Here is a 20,519-nt window from a genome sequence, read left to right as displayed (position 1 = left end):
CTTTCGTTACGAAACGCGTTCGTAGTGACAATCAAATCAAGGACGCAAGTCATATTGACCGATTGTATAACGACAATAAATACCAATTACCATTATACAATGATTCACAAATATTTACAAGTGCCTTTTAATGGGGTTTTTCCGCTAAAAATTAAAAAATTGCAATAAAATCCATAATTTTTGACACTATTAAATGGGTTAATCATTTGCTATGATGGAAACACGAAAAGGGGACTTGGTAATGGCACGGATAGAGCGAATTGAATGGGATAAATATTTTATGATGCAAGCGGTGATGCTAGCAGCGCGCAGTACTTGTGATCGTCGGCATGTCGGCGCCGTTTTAGTCAAGGATGGACGCTTAATTGCCAGTGGCTATAATGGCGCTGTTAGTGGCACGCCACACTGTGATGAAGTGGGGCATTACCTAGTAGATGGACATTGTCTTCGGGCGGTACATGCTGAACAAAATGCGCTATTACAATTAGCAAAAAATGGAGGCACTTCGGATGGTGCGGAAATTTATGTAACAGATTATCCGTGTTTACATTGCACAAAGTTTTTGTTGCAAGCTGGTGTGAAGAAAATTAATTATTTAAGAAGCTATCGCAAAGAACCATTAGCTGCAGAATTATTAGCTCAAAAGAACGTTGAGAGTGTTTGGATTAATTTGACTTTAGACGATTTAAAAGCATTTAATTTTGCTGATTATCTTGATAAAAAATAAGGGAGCTTAAAAGATGAGTAAGAATGAACAAACCTATCTTGATTTTATGCAAGATGTTTTAGAAAATGGTACTTTTAAAGCTGATCGAACGGGAACAGGAACTTATTCTGTTTTTGGGCGACAGATGCGGTATGATCTGAGCGAAGGTTTCCCGCTATTAACAACGAAAAAAGTCGCTTTTGGCTTGATTAAAAGTGAATTATTATGGTTTTTAAAGGGTGATACCAATATTCGCTATTTGCTCGAACATAAGAATCATATCTGGGATGAATGGGCGTTTGAGCGCTGGATAAAATCAGACCAATATACTGGGCCAGATATGACGGACTTTGGACATCGAGTTCAGACGGATCCAGATTTCAAAGTGCAATATACTGAAGAACATCAAAAATTTTGTGATCGTATTTTAAATGATGATCAATTTGCGGCTGAATTTGGCGAATTAGGGCAAGTTTACGGCGCACAATGGCGTCGCTGGGAAAAAGTCCAGGGTGGGTTTATAGATCAAATTCAAGACGTAATTGAGGCCATTAAAACGAATCCGACGTCACGCCGCTTGATTGTTTCAGCTTGGAATCCCGAAGCAGTTCCTTCGCAAGCTCTACCACCATGTCACACACTTTTCCAATTTTATGTGGTGGATGGACGCTTAAGTTTACAACTATATCAACGGTCTGGCGATATTTTCTTAGGCGTGCCATTTAATATTGCGTCATATGCGCTACTATTACATATGGTAGCTGCGCAAACTGGTTTGTCCGTGGGTGAATTTATTCATACGTTTGGGGATGCGCATATTTATTCGAATCATCTTGAACAAGTTAAGAAGCAATTAGCGCGGCAAATGCAGCCTTTACCACAATTATGGTTGAATCCAAACGTTGATAGTATTTTTGATTACGAGATGGATGACATTAAAGTCGAGGGCTATAATCCGGCCTCAGGAATTAAAGCACCAGTTGCAGTCTAAATTAAAAAGTATAAAATGGTAAGATATAATATTTTTATTTATGGTGACGGCCATTATATTTTAAATTTGCAAGCAAAAGGGGCTTCTCTGCCCGAATCAAAGGAGAATAATTATGGATAATGATCCACAAAATTCGACGCAACCGGAATATAGCCGAATTTCGCGTAATAATATGTACTCGAAAAGGAAAAGTCAATCGAAATTAAGAGTATTTCGAATTGTCTTAGTGATCATCGGGGTCCTAGGAGTCATTTTAGGGATTACGGCTGCGAATACTTATCAGCGTATTCATGAAGCAGTTAATAAGACGTTTAAAAGCTCAGGTATGAAAAAATCACGCGATACCTCGGAGATTCTAACGCAAGGTAAGCCATTTACAGTCTTATTGATGGGGACTGATACGGGAGAATTGGGTCGCGAAGATGCTGGTCGCACGGATTCCCTTATGTTGATGACAGTTAATCCTAAGAAAAAGGCTACCACATTAGTTTCCATTCCACGCGATACGGTGATTGCGCCGGTTGGATATGAATCAAAGTTCCCGCAGAAGATGAATTCTGCGTATGAATTTGGGAAAGAGGCAACCACGATTAAGACAGTTCAGCAGTGGTTGAATGTTCCAATTGATTTTTATGGGATGGTCAACATGCATGGAATGGAAGATGTGGTCAATGAAGTTGGTGGAATTGAAGTTGAATCACCATTAACTTTCAAATATAATCCATTAACAGCACATGCGGATTCAGGTTATGACTATGGTTTTGCGGATTCAGGTGATTTGTATAGCTTTACCAAAGGTTCAACGCGGGTTGGCCTGAATAAGGGCGCCACAGATGATAAATATACGTATTCAAATACGATGAATGGCGCAGCGGCCTTGGCCTTTTCACGGATGCGTTATGATGATCCGCAAGGTGATTATGGTCGAACTGCCCGGCAACGTTTGGTCCTGCAAGGAATTATGCAAAAGGCGAAGTCTAATCCCACGAAGCTAGTTAACCAAAGCTTCTTAGATACGATTTCTAAAAATGCGCTTACTGATTTAACATATGACGATATGATGTTAATCGTACAAAAGTATGTTTCAGCCGCCTCTAATATTAAAAATGATCATTTGCAAGGTGGTGGTTATATGATTGCGGGCACTTCATATGAACACGTGACGCAATCAGAGAAGCAGCGAGTTACGAATAAGTTACGGTCGTCATTAGGGTTGAAGAAGGCGAAAACTGGTCCGCTTTATGCGGGGAATGTCTCAAATGCTAAATTGGCCTTGTACCAGTTACCAACAGCAGCTGAAGAAACAGCTGATGATAATAGTAGTACGGCAGGCACAACTGGTAGTACCTTAGGTAATGCCGGCGCATCTACTACGGCGAATGAAACGCTAGATGGATATGGACAATAATTAAAGATTTAAGAAAAACTGGCTGGTTGGCATTGTCCAAACGGTCGGTTTTTTAATTGGGTAAATTGGGTTTTGTTTGATAATCATGAGTGAGAGGCTTTAATAATTGTTGAATTTTGTGTATTATATAGAGAATAGTATTATAAAATTGCAGTGAGGATTAGTCTTCAAAGATAAAATATGCTGACGGTGCATAACTGCTTGGAGTAAGAGGGGTTAACAATGGAAAGTAATATTTACTTTTCGCAGTTGGAAGGACACTTGTCAAATTTACCAGCTGAGAAACGCAATGAAATTATACAAGATTATCGAAATTATGCGGCGGAACATACGCTAAGTGGTGAAGCGTTAATTAAAGCTTTAGGGACGCCACGGCAATTAGCACAAAAAGCTATGATTGAATATTCGATTGATGTTGACACGATTGATGAAAACGCGGTGCCAAATCGGGGCGAAAGTATATTTAAATACCGAATACGCCGGATTCAACGTCAATTTAGTTTACTCGGTCTGATTATTGGTTCAATGGCTTCTAATATTGCCTGGTATCCGACCATGTTCCTAATCTTTTTGGCATTATTTGTCTTGATTGTGATTGTTGTTTTAGCTGATATTTTGTTAATGATTATGCTATTATTGGGGATTTATCAAATTGTGGCGGGGATTGCGATTTTGGGACACCATGCTGCGGTGGGAGTTTTCCAAGGCGGGATTGGTGTAATATTAATTGGAATTCAATTTATCGCTTGGCCGATTATGAGCGTGATGATGCGTGGTTTAATGGGTTGGTTGATGCAGTATACGAAGTCCGTTGGCTTACGATATGCCCAAATTACGGAGGTGCAAAATGGGTAAAGCGCTACGTTCAATTGTGATTGGCTTTCTCATTGTTGCGGTCGGTTTGAGTATGGTTTTGGTTGGCTCTTGGCGAGGGGGCGGGTCGGAAGTGTTTTGGCATCATGGTCATTTTTGGGTGCCGCAAAATAAACAGATTCAGGCCAATTATCCTAATATCCAGAGCCTAGACGTTCAGGGCGATAATTTAGATATTACGGTTAAAAGCAATCCCAAGCTGAAAAAAGGGATGCAGGTGACTGGGCATGTCACGAATGCGGCGGGTCTATCAATGCAAACTAACCAGCAAAAACTAACCTTAAGTTATCATGACGCGGTTAATAAGATGCCTAGTTTTTCGGATGCGGTTAACGTTAACGAACAAGTCGTAATTCAAGTGCCGGCTAATACTAAATTACAAGATGTGAAACTGGAAACTATAAGTGGTGATTTGACGCTCAAGCAAGTACAAATTTTGAAGTTAAAAACGAGAAATAATTTTGGTCAAACGAGCTTGCAACAGACAAAGGGGCATCAAATTACATTAGCAAGCCAAGCGGGATTATTAAATTTTGATCGTAGTCAGGCTAAACATTTGAAATTAGATAGTACAACTGGTTTGTTGCAGGTGCATGGCGCGAAACTTGAACAAACGCAAATGCACGTGGTGCAAGCGGATGTCAATGTGACTCAAAGTCAGTTGGGCCAAACATCATTGAATATCGGGAGTGGGAATACAAATTGGAAACATGTCTCGGCGCAAGAGTTGTTAGCGCAAACGGGTGAAGGCAATTACCAACTTGAGCAAGTTCAATTGCACGGTACGAATTTCATGATGACTAATCATGGAAATATTACAACTAAACAGTTGCAAGTCAAAGGCTATCGCTTGGAAGTCCAAAATACTGGTGTTAATATGTGGCACGGCCAAAAGAAGCCGCGTTCATTTATGAAAAATAATCATGTTGATGATCAAGTCGTTTTGGCAACGTATGATGGAAATATTACGGTGAATCAATAAAATTTAATTTTGTAGTATACTGATAAATATCAAATTTAGAAGAGGAAAACTTATGATTGAAATTATTAAAGCCATAGTTATTGGAATTGTGGAAGGATTAACGGAGTTCTTACCCGTTTCATCAACTGGTCATATCATTATTGCTGAATCATTGATGCATATCCCTGGTGGTGCGGTTTGGACCAAATCTTTTATGAATGTTTTTGATTATGTCATTCAATTGGGAGCGATTATGGCGGTAATTCAACTGTATTTCCATAAGTTGAATCCATTTTCTCCTAGTAAAACCCATTTTGAACAAAAGCAAACGTGGAGCTTGTGGATGAAGGTCATTGTCGCTTGCATCCCGGCGGCAGTGATTGGTTTGCTTCTTAATGATTATATGGATGCGCATTTTATGACAACGACGGTGGTTGCAGGCGCTTTGATGTTTTATGGAATTCTATTTATCTTATTGGAAAATTATAATGCGCGCGAAGATGTGCAACCTTGGATGACCGATTTAAATAAGATGTCATATAAGTTGGCCTTGGCAATCGGTTTGATCCAAATCTTATCAATTGTTCCAGGAACTTCACGCTCTGGGGCAACAATTTTGGGGGCAATGTTCTTAGGTGTTTCACGGGTTGCCGCTGCAGAATTCTCATTCTTCTTAAGTATTCCAGTCATGGTGGGAGTTTCAATCCTTAAATTAGGGAGCTTCTTCGCGAAAGGTGGTGCTTTTACCGGCATGCAAAGCTTGGTATTAATTCTAGGCTTTTTGATTTCATGGTTGGTAGCCTTCTTTGCGATTAAGTTTATGTTGAATTACATTAAAAATAATAATTTCAAGGCTTTTGGGTGGTACCGAATCGTTCTTGGAATTGTGGTTGTTATTTTGGGAGTTTTTGGCGTTTTGTATATGTAAGCATCAATTTAAGCTTAGGTCGCTGGACCTAAGCTTTTTTCTGTCTTTTAGGGTTCAAGGTTGAAATGTATTCTTTGATATCTTAAAATTAAGGCATTACAATCCTCGTGGTAGATATGGATTAGAAATTGTAAGGGAAAGCAATGAAGAAAATAATTAAGAAATTAATCAATAACCCATATTTTAAAATCTCACTGGAAACCTTTAATCGAGCAGATTTATCAATGGATACGGCAGCGATTGCTTATTATAGTTTATTATCGCTATTTCCCGCGATTATTATATTGGCGACAATTTTGCCGTTCTTTGGTCTAACAACGCAAAATGTAATGCATTTTTTGGATGCAAATGTACCAGCAACGGTTACGAATATCTTATTTCCAATGATTAAGTCAATTTTGCAGCATCCCGGTGTTGGGACGGTTTCGATTACAATTTTGTTTGCATTGTGGTCATTTTCTAAGGTCGTAGCGAGTATTCGGAAAGCACAAAATACGATTTATGATATTGAAATAAAACAAAATACGCTGTTAGGGCGTGCTATTTCATTAATTTGGATGATTTTTTTAATTGGCTGCATGGGGGCCTTGGTGATCATCGCTTCAATTGGTAATAACTTATTAGAGGCTTTACCTTTGCCGATGGAGATTGTTCAAAAAATTGATTTAATTAAAAGTGCGGCGGTTCCGACAGGTCTGTTTATTGGATTAACGCTTTTTAACTTTGTCATACCAGCCATTAAACCCCGGTTTAAGTGGGTTTTAGTTGGTTCGCTAGTGCAAGTTTTGGGGATGTTGTTATTGGCCAAGGGATTTGGACTGTATGTCCACTTTGCGGGGCGTTCATACTCATTCTATCAGGCGGTGGGTTCGGTCATTATCTTGATGCTGTGGTTGAATCTAATTGCGACGATTGTTTTATTTGGGACGATTGTGACGTCGGTCTTAAATCAAATTTGGCCTAGTCAGAGTCGCTGGTTAGATAAAATTAATAAGACGTTAAATCGGACGGAATATCAAGAAGAAAAAAAGTAAGACACCGGCGTTAGATGAAGATACCAAGTCTTGATGGCATGTTGATAAATTACATTTTAAAATTGAATTATCGGTTTTTGAGCCGTTAAAAGGTCAGTCAACAGAAATGTTGGCTTTTTTTGAGCACAAGATTCGAAGGGAAACGTTATTAATAGTACCGGGAGCAAAAAGCAGCTGCAAAAAAGAAGGAGAATTTAATTTATGGTAATTCAGACGACGATGCATACGAAGAAGGCGGCGATTATTAATCAAACGCACGATGGGAAAAAAATTACGCGGACGTTTATGATTAGTCCAGATACTCATGAAAATGAAGTCGAAGGTTTAGCGCACTTGTTACTTGAGCTAGGGGTGGAAAGTACAACCCATGAAATTCGCTTAATTGATACTAAGGCGCATAAAATGAATCAAAAGGAGAATCAATAATGGTGGAACGGAATCCAAAATATTTACCTAAGGATGAATTACAGTTAGATTTATTATTTGAATTGAAGCCTGCTAATAATACTGAAACGGGCAAATTAGTGATTATTCGTTTAACCCAGGTCCAAGATCATTTATCACCAGATGTGATTCGACGGGTGATGGATACAATGTTAAAGATGAAATGGTTAGTTGATAGTAAGGGAAATCGGCGTCTGCCGTTTGAAACGCGTGCGGTACATGCCCGTTATGCTCGTCGAAAGTATGAATTATTATTTTAAAAATGAATATTTATAGTTTTAATTAAAACAAAATAAATAAGTCGCAGGAATTTTCTTGCGACTTTTGATTAAATATACATAAATAAGTTTTGGTTTGTGTGAATGTTTATACATTATGAACATCTGCTTCTAAAAGTTTATCAGCCATTTCTAGAGCGGCAGTGAGTCCATAGGTAAAGTATTTCAATAAAGCAATATAAACTAGTACTCGTTGATCGAATGCTTGGAGTTCCATATTTAATAACTTGCTGAGGGATTCAATGCGAAAGGTGAGAGTATTGCGATGAATATGCAAATTATCGGCAGTTGGCTTGATATGCCCATCGTTTTTCAAAAGATACCAAAAAGTATGAATTAATTCATGGTGCTCATAATTCCGATCTAATTGGGCCAAGTTTTCGACTAAATTTTGAACATCAATTTGGGCGTCAATTAGAGGTAACAAGGCTTCAAATTCATTGAAAGTGTGAATTTGATTCTCGGTGCATTGTTCTGGATCCAGCCATTCCAAGAATAGAATTGTTTCGACAGCTTCATGATAGGCCGCGGAAAAGTCGCGCCGTTTGGTGGAAACACCAATATGCATAGTGTCGTCTTTCCAGGAATTAATATATTCTAACGCGGTATTGGATGAAAATACTAACACCAAAACGTTGTTTTTTAATAGCAGGGAGCGTCCATTGATACGGTTACGTAAATTGTAGAGTGGATGCTTTTTCTTAATTGGTTGTGATGCATAAATAACAGCTACATATACAGGATTTTCAATATTTAGATTAAAATGTTCAGCCTCTTCTTTGAGGGAAGGCCGCGGATTTTTACTGGTAAGCAGTAACTCACGAACGAAGATATCAGACCGTTCACGATCAGTTAAAGGCACATTAGAGTCGAACTTGTAGTTACTATTTAAATACATATTAACGATGGTTAAAATTAGCTGATTGGCGCCTTGCACTTTTTCAGTGGGACCAAAGATTAAGAGATAACCGATTAAAAGTTCTTCTTGAAAAAGTGTGTTAATACAAGTGGTGTTACCGTCTAAGTCAGAGGATTCAACCCATTTTGAGGTACTCTGGTTGACATGTTGCATCAGGGCTTGAATACGTTTGGTTGAGAGACGTCCTGAAGCTGAATTGTAATTGGTGGCAAGAATATTACCTTTGGGGTCAAGAATAGTTAAGTTTAATTCATGATGGTAGAAGTTTTGGTTGAGTAATTCTTGAGCTGCTTTTTTTGAGATTCCCATGATGTGGACCTACTTTCTTAAAATCAGATTGAACAATTGTGTATTTGCATAATTATTTAAAAAGTATGTATTAATAAAGTGTTTATAAAAATTAAATTGGTGATAAATGAATATTTATTACTTTTATTTGAAAAGCAGCCTTAAATGTTACGCAATTGGCATACGGTTGCGACATAGATGGTAAAAAATTATTCAAAAGATAACAAAGCCTGAAGATATCCTTCATTATAAGGCCAAAAAAGTCAGCTTTTCAATGCAAAAATTAATACCAAAAAGTTTTAAAAATTTCATTGTGCAAATGTACAATCATCATTGTTATTATGACCCTATTCGAAAGTAATGTAAACGCTTTATTATAGACAGCGTAAGGAAGTTAAGAACTTCTGAACTACACACAACACATTTTAAGATTATATATTACAAAGGAGCACGATCATGACTGAAAAAGCTATTCAAGTCAATTCAGAAATTGGTAAGTTGAAGTCAGTTTTGTTGAAGCGTCCTGGTGCTGAAATTGAAAACATCACACCTGACACAATGGAACGGTTGTTGTTTGATGATATTCCATTTTTGGAAATTGCACAAAAAGAGCATGATTACTTCGCTAATGTTTTGAAGGAAAACGGAGCTGAAGTTTTGTACATTGAAGACTTAGCGGCTGAGACCCTTTCAATGTCACCAGAAATTCGCGACAACTTCTTGGAAACATATTTGACCGAAGAAGGATATGCCATGGGTGCAACACATGACGCTTTGAAGGAGTATTTGACGAGCATGTCAGTTAAGGACATGGTCACAAAGTTATACGCTGGAGTTCGTCGGAATGAGCTTTCAATCAAGACTGCCTCATTGCACGACTTGGCTGGAAGCGATGCCGCAAATCCATTCTTCTTGGATCCATTGCCAAATGCTTACTTTACGCGTGACCCACAAGCATCAATGGGTAGTGGAATGACGATTAACCATATGACATTCCAAGCTCGTCGTCCTGAGTCACTCTTTACTGAGTACATCATGAAGTACCACACCCGCTTTGCTGGTAAGGTTGATATCTGGCGCGACCGGAATCACGATACTCGCATTGAAGGTGGAGACGAATTGATCTTGAATGATCACGTTATGGCCATTGGAGTTTCACAACGTACTTCATCACGTTCAATCGAAGGTTTGGCTAAAGAGTTCTTCTCAAATCCAAACAGTCACTTCGATACTGTGGTTGCCGTTGAGATCCCTCATAACCACGCAATGATGCACTTGGATACAGTCTTTACGATGGTTAACTACAATCAATTTACTGTCTTCCCAGGTATCATGGACGCTGAAGGTTCAATGAACATTTACATCTTGACTCCTGGTAAAGATGGTGAAATCCACATGGAGCACCGCACTAACTTGGAGCAAGTTTTGAAGGATGTTTTGAAGGTTTCAGAACTTGATTTGATCCAAACCGGAAATGGTGATCCAATTGTTGCCCCTCGCGAGCAATGGAATGATGGTTCAAATACCTTGACCATCGCCCCTGGTGAAGTTGTTACGTATAACCGTAACTACGTATCAAACCAAATGTTACGTGAGCACGGAATCTTAGTACACGAGGTTATTTCAAGTGAGTTGTCACGTGGTCGTGGTGGTCCTCGTTGCATGAGCCAACCATTGTGGCGTGATAATTTGAACTAATTTAGTTCATTAAAATCGAATAGCATCGCAAGTTAAAGCCAGATCATTGAAATTCGGATATCCACTCGTATCCCAAACGATGGTCTGGATTTGACGTTACAGACCTTAAAAATTTTAGGAGAATAATAGATTATGACTGAAGCAAAAGTAAACTCAGTATTCCAAGGACGTTCATTGTTAGCTGAAAAAGATTTCACACCTGCTGAAATTCAATATTTCGTTGATTTTGGATTGCATTTGAAGGCTTTGAAGCAACAACACATCCCACACCGTTATCTTGAAGGTAAGAACATTGCCTTATTGTTTGCTAAGGCATCAACACGGACTCGCTCAGCCTTTACTACTGCAGCCATCGACTTAGGTGCTCACCCAGAATACTTGGGAGCCAATGATATCCAACTTGGTAAGAAGGAATCTGTTGAAGACACTGCGATTGTTTTGGGAAGCATGTTTGATGGAATTGAATATCGTGGATTCAAGCAAGAAGATGTTGAGGGATTGGCAAAGTATTCAGGTGTTCCAGTTTGGAACGGTTTAACTGACGAATGGCACCCAACGCAAATGATTGCCGACTTTATGACTGTAAAGGAAAACTTTGGTCACTTGAAGGGCTTGACTTTGACTTACGTTGGAGATGGTCGCAACAACATGGCTAATTCATTGTTGGTTACTGGATCAATGCTTGGGGTAAATATCCACATCGTTGCTCCTAAGGAATTGCACCCATCACAAGAAGTGGTTGACTTTGCCAACAGTTTTGCTAAGAATAGTGGTGCTAAGCCAATGGTTACCGATGACATCGCTGCTGGTGTTAAAGGTTCAAATGTTATTTATACCGATGTTTGGGTCTCAATGGGTGAGACTAATTGGGAAGAGCGTGTCAACATGTTGAAGCCTTACCAAGTTAACATGGAGATGATGAAGATGACAGGAACTCCTGATGATCAATTGATCTTCATGCACTGCTTGCCAGCCTTCCATGATGCTGAAACTGAGTACGGTCAAGATGTTAAGGCTAAGTATGGTATCACTGAAATGGAAGTTACTGATGAAGTCTTCCGTAGTAAGTATGCTCGTCAATTCGATGAAGCTGAAAACCGGATGCACTCAATTAAGGCCATTATGGCTGCCACTTTGGGAAATCTCTTTATCCCTGAAGTACCAGCATTAGAAGACTAAGGGGTTAGACCATGGACAACGCAAAGCAGAATAACGGAATTTCATTATTTGCATTGATTGCGATGGTTATTACAAGTGCGATTGGTGCAGGAATCTTTGACTTACCAACCACTTTGGCGCGTGCAGCGACACCAGGAGTGACTCTCTTAACGTGGGGAATTACTGGAATTGGAATCATGGCGCTGGCCTTGTCATTGAAGAACTTGGTGCTCTTTAAACCGGAATTAGAAGGTGTTTCGGATTACGCCCGTGCCGGCTTTGGTGACTATGTAGGCTTCGTATCTGGTTGGGGTTACTGGTTATCAGCGTGGCTAGGCAATATTGCCTTTGCTACAATGATGATGTCAGCGGTAGGATATTTCTTCCCATCCTTTGAATCTGGAAATAGTTGGCAAGCTGTGTTGGTGGCATCATTGCTTTCATGGTTCTTGACTTGGTTTGTGGCTCGTGGCGTGGAATCAGCTGCTGCGATTAATGCCATTGTAACCGTATGTAAGTTGGTACCGTTGGCAGCATTTGCGTTGATGGCAGCAATTAGTTTTAAATTTGACGTATTTACAGCTCATTTTTGGAGTAATTTTATTGTCAATACAGCCGGACAAGTTAATTTTTCAGGTTTAAGTTTCACCGGATCAGGGAGCTTCATGGAACAAATGAAAGGCTGCTTGATGGCGATGATGTGGGTCTTCGTTGGTATTGAAGGGGCCGCCATGTTGGCTAGCCGTGCCAAGAAGAAGTCTGATGCTGGTAAGGCTACTGTTATCGGATTGATTTCATTGTTAGTTATCTATGTGTTCCTAACGATGTTACCATATGGGTACTTACCACAATCAGAATTAGTTAAGATGAAGAGCCCTGCTATTTTGTACCTCTTCCAATCAATGACTGGAACCTTAGGTGGTGCGTTCATCGCCGTGGGAATGATTATCACCATTTTTGGAGCTTGGATTAGCTGGACAATCTTGCCATCTGAAGCAACAAGTTTGATGACTAAGCAGCAAATTTTGCCATCATGGTTTGGAGTGATGAATAAAAATAATGCTCCAGCCAATTCATTGTGGCTAACGCAAGGATTTATTCAAATTTTCTTGATTTCAATTTTGTTTACTGATCAAGCTTATACATTCGCCTACTCATTGTGTACTTCAGCGATTATTGTATGTTATTTCTTGGTTGGTGCTTACCAAATGAAGTTAGGAATGCAAGAGAAGAAGGCTGGTTGGATTGTTGAAGGTTTGATTGCCTTGGCCTTCCAATTGATGGCTATTTTGTTAGCAGGGTTAACTTATCTTTGGTTAACGACAGTCTTGTATGCCATTGGTTTAATCTTCTACTTCCGTGCTCGTAAGGAGTATGGTTATGAAGTTTCTAATCACGAAAAGATTGCATCAGTTGTCTTAATTCTAGTCGCAATTGGGGCCATTATTGCCTTGGCAACTGGATTTATCACAATTTAGGCTTAATAAGAATAATAACAAATGAGGAGAATGAATAATGAAGCGAATCGTAGTAGCGCTTGGCGGAAATGCCATTTTAACTGATGATCCATCTGCTAAAGGGCAAGAATTGGCTTTGGAAGCCACAGCACATCAATTAGTTAAGTTCGTTAAGAATGGGTATCAAATTATTATTACCCACGGAAACGGGCCACAAGTTGGAAACCTTTTGTTACAACAAGAGGCGGGTTCAAGTGAAAAGAATCCATCAATGCCATTGGACACGGTTGGGGCAATGACTCAAGGTGAAATTGGTTTGTGGCTTTCAAATGCTTTGAATAAAGAGTTAAAGAAGGCAGGTCTAGGCGATAAGCACGTGGCAACCATGTTGACACGGACGCAAGTTGATGCCAATGATGTCGCTTATCAAAACCCTTCAAAACCAATCGGACCTTTCTATTCGTCTGACGAAGTTGAGGCAGTAAAGGCAGCTAATCCAACCTGGACCATGGTTGAAGATGCGGGTCGGGGATTCCGGCGCGTTGTTGCTTCACCAAAGCCAATTAATATCGTCGAGAGCGAATCGATTTCAACCTTAGTTGACGCTGGAACTGTTTTGGTAGCTGGTGGTGGTGGTGGTGTTCCTGTCATTGAAAAAGACGGGGCCTATGTTGGTAGTGAAGCCGTGATTGATAAGGACTTTACTTCTGAAAAGCTCGCTGAATTAGTTCACGCAGATCAATTGATTATTTTGACAGCTGTTGATAATATCGCTATTAACTTTGGCAAGCCAGATGAAAAGAAGCTTTCTGAAGTCACGGTTGCTGAAATGGAAGCTTACATGGCTGATAATCAATTTGCGAAGGGCTCAATGTTGCCTAAGGTTATCGCAGCGATGGATTTCGTTAAGGCGACTGGAAATGAAGCCGTTGTGACTGGTTTGGATAATGTTGAAGCTTTGATGAACGATAATGCGGGAACGCATATTGTAAAGTAAAATTTTTCAAATCCCCATTTGAAATAAGATTCAGATAAAATGCTCTAACTGCTTCAAGTTGGAGCATTTTTTGTGTTTTGGTAGCCTTATTTAAAAAGGTTAAATCAAGAATGATTATGCAAAAATGAAGGAAAAATGGTAAAATTATGAAAAATAATATGGAAAATAAATTGAAAGAAGGTGACTATTAGATGAATAAGGTATATTTAATTTCAACGGCCGGTTATCCGAATTATGGGGATGAACAAATCGTGCGCACTTGGTTAAAATTCTTTAGTAAAAATCGAGCAAATGTTGAATTGACGTTAGATGTTCCGTTCCCAGCACGGGCTCAATTTTTGTTTGGGGATGATTTCCCCCATGTTAAATTCGTAGATACGGTCTGGAATGCCATCTATAAGGCGGAGCATGATGGCGCTGATTTAGATCATCCAGAAGCTTTAATTGCAGCTTTATCCGGGGGTGATCCGCGGAACCAGGCTGGCATTGACTTTTTGTTAAGGGCGGATTCAATTCATTTATTGGGTGGCGGTTATTTTGATGTGACTTCTGAAGCATTTAAAAAAACTTATCTCTTTTTCCCATTATTGAAGTTTGTGAAAGACCAAAATCCTAAAGTTAAGCTTTTAGCTACCGGTCTTGGCCTGACGCCCATAACGCCTGAATATCAAGCGAGTCTCGCCCAAGATTATATTCCTATATTTGATTACTTGGGGGTGCGTGATGCACGCAGCGCTGAAATTGCAGGGACGACTTTGGAGCTAGACGATGTCTTTATGGCGAAGAAATTGGACGCAATTCAACTTGATGAAAATTCCGCCCATCCAGATATATTGTTAGCTATTCAATCGTTTGCTACTGATGAACAGCGTGATGCCTTTTTGAACGAATTGGTGGCTTATTTGCAAACTGAAGAAAATGCTAAGAAGAGTATTGGGGTGATGGAAGCAATGATTGAACAAGATAATTGGCTATTTTTCAGCGATTATTTTGATCAATATCCAGAAATTAAAGCGCGAATGACTTTCTTTGGTTTTTGGGATTTGTGGCAAAAAGGATTACCATATAAAGAAGATCAGGTTTGGCTTAGCACACGGTATCATTTCCACGTAATTGGAGCGCTACTAGGGGTTAAAGGGACGGCTGTATTAGTAGGCGGTGATTATTATGAAAATAAGCATCATTCCTTGAATGAATTAGGAACTGGTTGGCAAATTTTGAATCCCTTGGATGAGCATGCAACGATTCAGCCGGCAATTAATAGTTGGAAGCTGATGGGAATTCGACAAAATGCTAAGAATAAAATCCGCATGGCCAAAAATGACCTCTATCCTAAGAAATAGAATCTGTGACAGTTTGTCTGTGAAAAAGTATGACGGTATGTTCAGTATAGTCATGCTTTTTTAATATCTTATTTGGTAATTACTAATAATGGGATTATCAATGCTGATAGAAGTCTTTAAGAATATATAACATAAAAACGTTCGGGCTTAAAAAGGTAGTAAATAATGATATACTGCCTAAAGAGTGCCAAAGAGGCTTTAAAATTTAATATATAGGATAGGATCGATGAAAAAAAGTATTAGTTTTTTTAATGCCGTGTTTTTAGGCTTTGGAATCGTTATTAGTTTGCTGATATTAGCCAGTGCGCTTTTTAGTCAGCCTTTTAATGTTGCGCCGAATGAAACGCCTTTGTTAATGGACGCGTTTTACCGATTGGGGGCGACGATGGTTGCGGTCTTGGCCTTACTATTTAGTATGCGGAAGCTGCGGCAGTTGAATAAAAATAAATTATTATTTATTATTTTAGGAATTTTATTGGTACAGGCTTTATTTATTTTCAATTTTCAGCGGCCAGTTGGTACCGATACTGGTTATGTTTTTGATCAGGCGGAACAATTAGCCAATGGAAATTTTAATTGGCTAAAGTATTTTCAAATTTACCCCAACAATGTCATGATTTCACTGTTTTGGTCCGTGATTTATAGGGGATTTAATGTATTAGGTATTACTAATCATTATTTGGGGGCAGTAGTAGTTCAAACGCTTTTATATGATCTTAGTTTAGGGTTTGCAGTTCAACAGAGTCGTAAAATTCCAAAGTTTAATGCGAAATGGTTTTTAGTACTTGGGCTAGCCTATTTCCCAATGTGGCTGTTTAATCTTTTCATCTATAATGATATTTTAGGCGTGACCGTGCTTTATCTTACGCTAGGCCTATGGATTAAATTTGTTTATGCGCAAAGCACCGCACAGCGCTGGTGGGCGCTAGCGGGAGCCGGCTTATGTTTGGCCTTTGGAATGCTTGTGCGCGAAAATTTGTTAATTATTGGGATTGCGCTAATTTTAGCTTTAATTTTTACAGTGAAACAATCTTGGTTTAAAAAGTTGGGGATGCTGAGCTTGATTTTGGTTGTTTTTGGGGCAGTCAATGTAGTAGGCCAATCGGTTGAAAAACAGACTAATTTCCAGACGACCGAGCAAATCAAAATGCCCACGGTTTCGTGGATTAATATGGGATTAAACCCAGGTACTTCTGGTGAAACAAATGTCGAGGATACCTGGGGTTGGTATGGTTTGAAAGAACCCAAACGGACGGTAGAATTAAAAAATTCGATTCAAGCTCGGCTTGATTTTATGTCTAAGCGAGCTTTATTAGAGCATTTTTGGCATAAAATTCGCTATACTTTTGCGCGCGGCTTAACATTAATGGATTTCTCAAATGTAATTAGTGTGCAAAAGCATTTGAATGTTATATCGGCTAGTTATGTGATGGCGCAATTGACGCAACCAATTTATATCGCGCTAATTACTTTAGCGTTAATTACGCTATGGCAAGCATTTAAAATTCACGATGAACGAAAATCAATTATTATTTTTAGTACTTTGGCAATCGTTGGTGTCTTTTTGTTTCATGTTTTACTATGGGAAACGCGTGATCGATACGGGATTGTAATTTGGCCGTTCTTATTTATGTTATCAGGGTTTGTGGAGGATGAAGGGAGACCACTTGCCTGGCAAAATCAGTCGAAAATCTTATTGAGTTTGGGTGCCCTTGGTATGTCATTGTTGCTAGTGGGGGCGATTACTAATCGGCCAATCCTAGGGGAACGACAGATTATTAATCAACCGACTTTGTCGCATACGTATGAAGATTATACTTTTTCACGCCCGATTAAATTAAAGGCGAACTCGGAATATGAGTTTAAGTTTAAGGTGTATAATTTCTCAAATCGTTTAAACGCAAAAATTCGGGATGCTGCATTGACACCGGAAGAAGCGGCGAAGGTGCATATTAAAATTTATGCGAAAAAGAAGCTAGTTGCTGATTTGCCGGTCAACGCCACGAATCGTTATCCGGTAAAATTACATCCGGGTACTTATACGATGCAAGTTGTGAATCAAAATCAACATGATATTGCTGATTCACGGATGTTTATTTATACAACCAAGAAGATTGCTTGGCCAGATGATGCGAAAGTAAAGCGGAATCAAAAGCAGGATAATGGTATTGAACCAACCTTTACACTTGAACGGCAAGCAAAGCAGACGTTGGTTGATTACCCGAAGTATTATCTAATCTTTGGAATGTATATGCTTATAGGGATAATTAATTTTTATCTAATCAGACGGGCACGGCAACGTCGAGCTTTAGAATAAAATCAATCATGATAAAAGTCATATCTAATGAATTAGGTATGGCTTTTTAACTAGTTAAGATTTTGAATAATATGTGAAAATTACGTAGTTTATCTGGAATTATGCTATTATAAATATGAATTGTTAAGGTTAATGTATGGATACATAGATATTAGGAGTTAAGGGATGAATAAGGGAGAATTAATTGGAGCTGCGGGGCTGACTTTGGGGTTAGGCTTAATCACTAATCAACAAGTAATTAGTGCAAATCGAGTTAATGATTATATTTTTGCGCAAAAGTATAAAAAATTACCAACGCAAAATAAGGTGAATAGTTGGTTGAATCACCCGAATTGGTTGGGCGCTGATATGCAATATCGGCATGGTAAGCCAGAGGGGGTTGTCGTGCACGAAACGGCCAATCCCAGTGATAAATATAGTGATAATGCCATTTGGAATGAAATTAATTATATGTTAAACCATGCCGATAGCGCCTTTGTACATTCATTTGTGGATGCGAATAACGTAGTGGCGATTGCAGACCCTAGTTATAAATCGTGGGGGTCTGGGGCAGAAGGAAACCGACGTTTTATTCAAACGGAACAAACGGAAGTTAATAGTAAGGATGCCTTTGCGCGCGAAATTTGGAATTTGGCTAATTTACAGGCGGATTATTTACATCAATTTGGACTAAAGCCAGCGTTAGGTAAAACAGTGTGGAGCCATGCGATGGTTTCGCGAAATTTAGGTGGCACTGATCATACTGATCCAGATGGATATTGGGCAAATAGCGCCAGCCAATTTTTTGGCTCAACGTATACGATGAATGATTATGAACAATTGTTAGAAAAAGTTTATGATAGTCAATATACTGCTAAGTACCACGTGGGCCAACGGGTTCAAGTTTTGAATACGGCGATTTATGAGACAAATGGGAATTCAATTGTAAACCGGCGTGGACGAATTGGAACGGTTAAAAAGGTGACGCGCAAGGATTACAGTAATTCGCATTTTGAATATGTCATTGATTTTGGTCATGGAGTAACTAATCAACATATTGCTGAACAGGATATAACAGATAAAATTATTTATCACGCGAAGTATCATGTTGGGCAAAAGGTCCAATTGTTAGACAGTGCGATTTATGAAACCAATGGGCATTCGATTGTTGATCGACGCGGTAAAGTTGGAACGATTAAAAAAGTGACCGGAAAAAATTACAGTCATTCGCATTTTGAATATTACGTAGCCTGGGATGATGGCACTCAAGCTAATTATTATGTTGCTGAGCAAGACTTGACGAATAAAATTGTTTATTATAAGGCTAAATATCATGTTGGCCAACAAGTTCAAGTCTTAAACAGTGCGATTTATGAAACTAATGGAAATTCAATTGTTGATAAACGGAATAAGGTTGGAACCGTAAAGAAAGTCACGCGCAGAGATTATAGCAATTCGCATTTTGAATACTATATCGCCTGGAATGATGGGACTCAGGCTAGTTATTATATANGTGCGATTTATGAAACTAATGGAAATTCAATTGTTGATAAACGGAATAAGGTTGGAACCGTAAAGAAAGTCACGCGCAGAGATTATAGCAATTCGCATTTTGAATACTATATCGCCTGGAATGATGGGACTCAGGCTAGTTATTATATAGCTGAGCAAGACTTGACGAATAAAATTGTTAATTATAAGGCCAAATATCACGTCGGGCAACGGGTTCAAGTTTTGAACACCGCAATTTATGAAACCAATGGAAACCGCATCGTGGACAAGCGTGGTAAGACCGGAACCGTTAAAAAAGTCACGCGTAAAGATTATAGTAACTCACACTTCGAGTATTATGTCGCCTGGGACGATGGTAGCCAAGCTAACTACTATATGGCGGAACTAGATTTAACTGATCATATTAAGGCCTACCACGCTAAATTCAAAGTAGGGCAACGGGTTCTAGTTTTGAACACCGCAATTTATGAAACCACTGGAAACCGCATCGTGGACAAGCGTGGTTAGACCGGAACCGTTAATAAAGTCACGCGTAAAGATTATAGTAACTCACACTTCGAGTATTATGTCGCCTGGGACGATGGTAGCCAAGCTAACTACTATATGGCGGAACAAGATTTAACTGATCATATTAAGGCCTACCAAGCTAAATTCAAAGTAGGGCATCGGGTTCAAGTTTTGAACACCGCTATTTATGAAACCAATGGACACCGCATCGTGGACAAGCGTGGTAAGACCGGAGTTGTCAAAAAGGTGACGCGCAAGGATTATAGTTATTCTCACTATGAATACTATGTGGCCTGGGATGATGGTAGCCAAGCTAACTACTATATGGCCGAACAAGATTTGAAGGCATCTGCACAGCGACGTCTCAGCTTGGAAAATGAGCAACCAAAAGATGCATCTTCAGCTGGATCAAATTCAGCGCAGGCGACGAGCGCGTCTGATGCTACTAATACCATCTCAAGTCAAAATGCAGTAACATATAAGAACGGACAACAAGTCTTTGTTAAAGTTAATCGGGACGGGCGAAAGGAAACACGGATTGGAATGATTATTGGCGTAAAGCCAGGTGCGCAAGGTGAAGCTTATCAGGTACAATTTGTCGATGGTTCAATTTTAAATAATGTATTTGCCAATGATTTATTAGCACGGTAACAATAAGTGGCTGATTATTTTGTGGGGTAAGTTAGGTTAAAGATAAGACAAGAAATAAGGTGAAAACCTA

18 protein-coding genes are annotated in these 20,519 nt (G+C 39.2%); 17 read left to right on the top strand and 1 reads right to left on the bottom strand.

Annotation, left to right across the window (positions count from 1 at the left end; translation table 11 throughout):
* Positions 1–241 precede the first annotated feature (241 nt).
* From ACJQWY_RS04785 to ACJQWY_RS04745, 9 genes are all read left to right on the top strand, one after another.
* Positions 242–727: a deoxycytidylate deaminase gene (locus ACJQWY_RS04785; protein WP_407076612.1), complete on the top strand. Its 486-nt coding sequence runs from the start codon at positions 242–244 to the stop codon at positions 725–727.
* Between the two features lie 13 nt (positions 728–740).
* Positions 741–1,697 (top strand): thymidylate synthase, encoded by a 957-nt coding sequence (locus tag ACJQWY_RS04780; protein ID WP_407076611.1) that lies wholly within the window; start codon positions 741–743, stop codon positions 1,695–1,697.
* 112 nt (positions 1,698–1,809) lie between these two features.
* The gene (locus tag ACJQWY_RS04775) at positions 1,810–3,105 is read left to right on the top strand and encodes an LCP family glycopolymer transferase (protein ID WP_407076610.1); all 1,296 of its coding nucleotides are present in this window, start codon (positions 1,810–1,812) and stop codon (positions 3,103–3,105) included.
* Positions 3,106–3,327: 222 nt separating this feature from the next.
* Complete coding sequence (locus ACJQWY_RS04770) at positions 3,328–3,960, top strand: DUF1700 domain-containing protein (protein ID WP_407076609.1); 633 nt, start codon at positions 3,328–3,330, stop codon at positions 3,958–3,960.
* The gene (locus ACJQWY_RS04765) at positions 3,953–4,960 is read left to right on the top strand and encodes a DUF4097 family beta strand repeat-containing protein (RefSeq protein ID WP_407076608.1); all 1,008 of its coding nucleotides are present in this window, start codon (positions 3,953–3,955) and stop codon (positions 4,958–4,960) included. Before ACJQWY_RS04770 ends, ACJQWY_RS04765 begins: the two co-directional genes overlap by 8 nt.
* 52 nt (positions 4,961–5,012) lie before the next feature.
* Entirely contained in the window at positions 5,013–5,867 is an 855-nt protein-coding gene (locus tag ACJQWY_RS04760) for an undecaprenyl-diphosphate phosphatase (RefSeq protein WP_407076607.1), read from the top strand.
* Positions 5,868–6,010: 143 nt separating this feature from the next.
* The gene (locus ACJQWY_RS04755; RefSeq protein WP_407076606.1) at positions 6,011–6,901 is read left to right on the top strand and encodes a YihY/virulence factor BrkB family protein; all 891 of its coding nucleotides are present in this window, start codon (positions 6,011–6,013) and stop codon (positions 6,899–6,901) included.
* A gap of 201 nt (positions 6,902–7,102) precedes the next feature.
* Entirely contained in the window at positions 7,103–7,327 is a 225-nt protein-coding gene (locus ACJQWY_RS04750; protein WP_407076605.1) for a hypothetical protein, read from the top strand.
* The gene (locus ACJQWY_RS04745; RefSeq protein ID WP_407076604.1) at positions 7,327–7,605 is read left to right on the top strand and encodes a hypothetical protein; all 279 of its coding nucleotides are present in this window, start codon (positions 7,327–7,329) and stop codon (positions 7,603–7,605) included. The genes ACJQWY_RS04750 and ACJQWY_RS04745 overlap by 1 nt, the downstream gene beginning before the upstream one ends.
* Positions 7,606–7,711: 106 nt before the next feature.
* Here the strand turns inward: ACJQWY_RS04745 and ACJQWY_RS04740 are convergent, their stop codons facing one another.
* Entirely contained in the window at positions 7,712–8,851 is a 1,140-nt protein-coding gene (locus tag ACJQWY_RS04740; RefSeq protein WP_407076603.1) for a PucR family transcriptional regulator, read from the bottom strand.
* Between the two features lie 435 nt (positions 8,852–9,286).
* On the opposite strand from ACJQWY_RS04740, the gene arcA reads away from it, so the two are divergent.
* The 8 genes from arcA to ACJQWY_RS04700 all read left to right on the top strand — a co-directional run bounded on the left by arcA (position 9,287) and on the right by ACJQWY_RS04700 (position 20,449).
* Entirely contained in the window at positions 9,287–10,528 is a 1,242-nt protein-coding gene (gene arcA / locus ACJQWY_RS04735) for an arginine deiminase (RefSeq protein WP_407076602.1), read from the top strand.
* Between the two features lie 132 nt (positions 10,529–10,660).
* Positions 10,661–11,707, top strand: coding sequence for an ornithine carbamoyltransferase (gene argF / locus ACJQWY_RS04730; RefSeq protein ID WP_407076601.1), 1,047 nt, complete (start codon positions 10,661–10,663; stop codon positions 11,705–11,707).
* Between the two features lie 11 nt (positions 11,708–11,718).
* Positions 11,719–13,164, top strand: a complete 1,446-nt coding sequence (locus ACJQWY_RS04725; protein WP_407076600.1) for a basic amino acid/polyamine antiporter — start codon at positions 11,719–11,721, stop codon at positions 13,162–13,164.
* A gap of 34 nt (positions 13,165–13,198) precedes the next feature.
* Positions 13,199–14,140: a carbamate kinase gene (gene arcC / locus ACJQWY_RS04720; RefSeq protein ID WP_407076621.1), complete on the top strand. Its 942-nt coding sequence runs from the start codon at positions 13,199–13,201 to the stop codon at positions 14,138–14,140.
* A 191-nt stretch (positions 14,141–14,331) separates the two neighbouring features.
* Positions 14,332–15,483 (top strand): polysaccharide pyruvyl transferase family protein, encoded by a 1,152-nt coding sequence (locus ACJQWY_RS04715; protein ID WP_407076599.1) that lies wholly within the window; start codon positions 14,332–14,334, stop codon positions 15,481–15,483.
* A 226-nt stretch (positions 15,484–15,709) separates the two neighbouring features.
* Positions 15,710–17,800 carry a hypothetical protein gene (locus ACJQWY_RS04710; RefSeq protein ID WP_407076598.1) on the top strand — a complete coding sequence of 697 codons (2,091 nt, stop codon included), beginning with the start codon at positions 15,710–15,712 and terminating at the stop codon, positions 17,798–17,800.
* 165 nt (positions 17,801–17,965) lie between these two features.
* The gene (locus ACJQWY_RS04705) at positions 17,966–19,798 is read left to right on the top strand and encodes an N-acetylmuramoyl-L-alanine amidase (RefSeq protein ID WP_407076597.1); all 1,833 of its coding nucleotides are present in this window, start codon (positions 17,966–17,968) and stop codon (positions 19,796–19,798) included.
* 96 nt (positions 19,799–19,894) lie between these two features.
* Positions 19,895–20,449, top strand: a complete 555-nt coding sequence (locus ACJQWY_RS04700; protein WP_407076596.1) for a hypothetical protein — start codon at positions 19,895–19,897, stop codon at positions 20,447–20,449.
* Positions 20,450–20,519 lie beyond the last annotated feature (70 nt).

Source organism: Weissella kandleri (assembly GCF_045504165.1).
GTDB classification, from domain to species: domain Bacteria; phylum Bacillota; class Bacilli; order Lactobacillales; family Lactobacillaceae; genus Weissella; species Weissella kandleri_A.
This window is presented reverse-complemented; position numbering and strand designations above follow the sequence as displayed.